This is a genomic window from Streptomyces sp. WAC 04229, from assembly GCF_003947455.1.
Taxonomy (GTDB): Bacteria; Actinomycetota; Actinomycetes; order Streptomycetales; family Streptomycetaceae; genus Streptomyces.
This window is the reverse complement of the sequence record NZ_QHJH01000372.1, coordinates 1-2,330: the sequence shown is the minus strand read 5'-3', so window position 1 is coordinate 2,330 and position 2,330 is coordinate 1. Positions and strand designations below refer to the sequence as shown.

General features: G+C 72.3%; 2 protein-coding genes. Both read left to right on the top strand.

Features of this window, described 5'->3' with window-relative positions:
- Positions 1 to 236: integrase core domain-containing protein (locus tag DMH12_RS38230; RefSeq protein ID WP_148107605.1), on the top strand; the 236-nt coding region annotated here is incomplete at its 5' end.
- A gap of 185 nt (positions 237 to 421) precedes the next feature.
- Positions 422 to 2,188, top strand: coding sequence for an MFS transporter (locus DMH12_RS38225; protein WP_125495834.1), 1,767 nt, complete (start codon positions 422 to 424; stop codon positions 2,186 to 2,188).
- Positions 2,189 to 2,330: the final 142 nt, after the last annotated feature.

Below are 2,330 nucleotides of genomic sequence, written 5' to 3'. Positions count from 1 at the left end.
GCGCCACCGGCAAGCTCACCCGCGCCTACCGGCCCCAGACCAACGGCAAGGTCGAACGCTTCAACCGCACCCTGCTCGACGAATGGGCCTACCTGCGGCCCTACACCAGCAACACCGAACGAACAGCAGCCCTGGCAGACTTCCTCCACAGCTACAACCATCACCGCTGCCACACCGCACTCGGCGGCCAGCCACCGATCAGCCGCGTGAATAACGTTGCGGGTCAATACACCTAGGTCTTCGGACCCAGGCGCCGCGTCCCGGGCGAGACCAAGAGAAGGTCAAGAATTCATTAGGGACCCGAAGCAACGGAATAGTTGCCCTGGCCGACGAGGTTCATCCTGCAGTCATCCCGCACCGCCATCACCCGCAGCCGTACCCCACCGCATTTCGAAGCCCCCCGGCCTGGAGGCCCCACCCCATGTCCCACACGACGACCGACGAACCCACCCGGAGTGCGAGCGGGGCCACCGTCCCGGTGCTCGCCTTCGCGGGCATCGTCGTCGCGGTGATGCAGACCCTGCTCGTCCCCGTCATCAAGGACCTGCCCGCGCTCCTGGACACCAGCCCCAGCAACGCCACCTGGGTCCTGACCTCGACGCTCCTGTCCGGAGCCGTGGCCACGCCGATCATGGGCCGGCTCGGCGACCTGTTCGGCAAGCGCCGGATGCTGATCGTCAGCCTCTCGGTGATGGTGGTGGGCGCGCTGGTCAGCGCGTTCACCGACGCGCTGATCCCGATGATCGTCGGCCGCACGCTCCAGGGCGTCGCGATGGGCGCGATACCCCTCGGCATCGGCCTGATGCGCGACATCCTGCCCCGCGAGCGGCTCGGCTCGGCGATGGCGCTGATGAGCTCCTCGATCGGCGTCGGCGGCGGCCTCGCGCTGCCCGCCGCGGCCCTGGTCGCCCAGCACACCGACTGGCACACCCTGTTCTACGGCGCCGCCGGCCTCGGCGTGCTCTCCATCGCCCTGACCCTGCTGGTCGTACCGGAGTCCCCGCTGCGCGCCAAGGGCTCCTTCGACCTGCCGGGCGCGGTCGGTCTGACCGCCGGTCTGATCCTCTTCCTCTTGCCGATCACCAAGGGCAGCGACTGGGGCTGGTCGTCGCCCACCACGCTCGGCCTGTTCGCCGCCGCCGTCGTGGTCCTGCTGCTCTGGGGCCTGATGGAGCTGCGCGTCGCCGCCCCGCTGGTCGACCTGCGCACCACGGCCCGCCGCGAGGTCCTGCTCACCAACCTCGCCTCGATCATGGTCGGCGTCTCCTTCTTCGTCATCTCCCTGGTCCTGCCGCAGCTCCTCCAGCTGCCCGCCGAGACGGGCTACGGACTCGGGCAGTCGATGGTCGTCGCGGGCCTGTGCGTGGCACCGCTGGGCCTGACGATGATGTTCACGGCACCGGTCTACGCCCGGCTGTCCGCCCGCTACGGCCCCCGGACGACCCTGATCATCGGCCTGCTGATCATCGGGATCGGCTACGCCGGCGGCCTCGGTCTGATGAACGCCGCCTGGCAGACCGTCATCACCTCGGTGCTGATCGGCGCGGGCATCGGCCTCGCCTACTCCTCGCTGCCGGCGCTGATCATCGGCGCGGTCCCGGCCTCGGAGACGGGCGCGGCCAACGGCCTCAACACCCTGATGCGGTCCATCGGTACGTCGGTGTCGAGCGCCGTGATCGGCATGGTGCTCGCCAACACCGCGAACGACGTGGGCGGCGTCGCCGTCCCCACCATGCACGGCTTCCGGGTCTCCTTCCTGATCGCGACCGCCGCGGTCGCCGTCGGCCTGGCACTGGCCTTCTTCCTCCCCCGCCGCCGCCCGTCCACGGCCACGCAGCTGCGCGCGAGCAGCGAGGAGGACGCGAACCTGGCCCGCGCCGAGCAGGCGCTCGCCGGGGAGGCCGTCGCCGGGGAGCCGCCGCGCGGCTTCCGGGGCCGGGTGCTGGCCGCCGACGGCACCCCCGTCGCCCGCGCCAAGGTCACGCTGATCGACCGGCACGGCCGGCAGGCGGGCGCGACCCTCTCCGCCGAGGACGGCGGCTACGCCCTGGCCGTGCCCGCGCGGGGCCCGTACGTCCTGGCCGCCCGCGCCGCCGGACACGGCCCGCTCGCCCACGCGGCGACCCACGGCGGGGACCACCAGGTAGACCTGGACCTGTCCCTGCCGGGCGAGACGGTCCACGCCTGACCCGCACGCCGTCACCGCTCACCGCACCCCCTGCCGCACGCCCGGCAGGGGGTGCGGGCCGATGGAGGGCCGCACCCGCACCGGCCCGCTGGGGCTCTCCCCTCCGGACCCCCGGGCGCATGCGCCCCCTTCCTCGCCGCAC